The organism is Azoarcus taiwanensis, from assembly GCF_012910885.1.
Classification (GTDB): domain Bacteria; phylum Pseudomonadota; class Gammaproteobacteria; order Burkholderiales; family Rhodocyclaceae; genus Azoarcus_F; species Azoarcus_F taiwanensis.
Window position 1 is genome coordinate 1 of sequence record NZ_WTVM01000285.1, and the last position, 724, is coordinate 724.

Annotated in this window: 2 protein-coding genes; both read right to left on the minus strand. The window is 55.2% G+C overall.

Annotated features, from left to right (window positions below; translation table 11 throughout):
* Nucleotides 1–106 precede the first annotated feature (106 nt).
* Nucleotides 107–487: a hypothetical protein gene (locus GPA21_RS20340; protein WP_211163751.1), complete on the minus strand. Its 381-nt coding sequence runs from the start codon at nt 485–487 to the stop codon at nt 107–109.
* A gap of 40 nt (nt 488–527) precedes the next feature.
* A partial coding sequence (locus GPA21_RS20765; RefSeq protein ID WP_211163752.1) for a hypothetical protein occupies nt 528–724 on the minus strand: 197 nt, incomplete at its 5' end.

Genomic DNA, 724 nt, shown 5'->3' on the forward strand with positions numbered 1-724 from the left:
CCCTCGGGTCCAGGACAGCTTCCACATCGAACACCACTGATTCCCTTTCCATCTCTGACTCCTTCAAGTCGATGGGTGGGGAAAATTCGATTACCACAGGTGGGGATTATTGGATTACCGCTGACAGGCGGGTCATCGGTGAAGGCATAACGTGGTCAATGAGGCCGCCAATGATGCTGTCACCACTGCGCTCCATTTCCGGAGTCACAATCTCAACCGTTGCTGCCCGCAGGTCGGTCAGCAACTTCTTGATGCGATAGTGGCTGTACTGGTGATCGGATAGCATCCGGCGCAGCTTCGCCGGATCAATTAGCATCTCGATGCCACCGTCCGATATTTCGCGGCGGCGTTCCGCCACATACAATATGGATTCGACAATATCAGCATGACGCTGACCCAGCCTGCCGGTTACACGGCATCGACCGAAACTGGTGTCTATCCACTGCCCAGCACGTTCCCTTGGGCGCTGGCTGGGCTGATAGATCATCAATCGGGCCTGCAATGCCGTGCTGGTAGGGGCGACCTGATTACCAGTTGTCATTGCCGCCCCACTCTACGGATTTAAGCTTCGCGGGTGAGTGGCGCTTCTGACGTTCAAGTACAGCTGGCTTAAGGGCGCCTCGAAAAACCTCGGCACCTCTGTGATTGGTAAAATTGGATTGTCCTGATTTCGTTCTCTGCCGCCAGCCATGAAGAAACGCACCGCCATCAAGACCGACCTGTT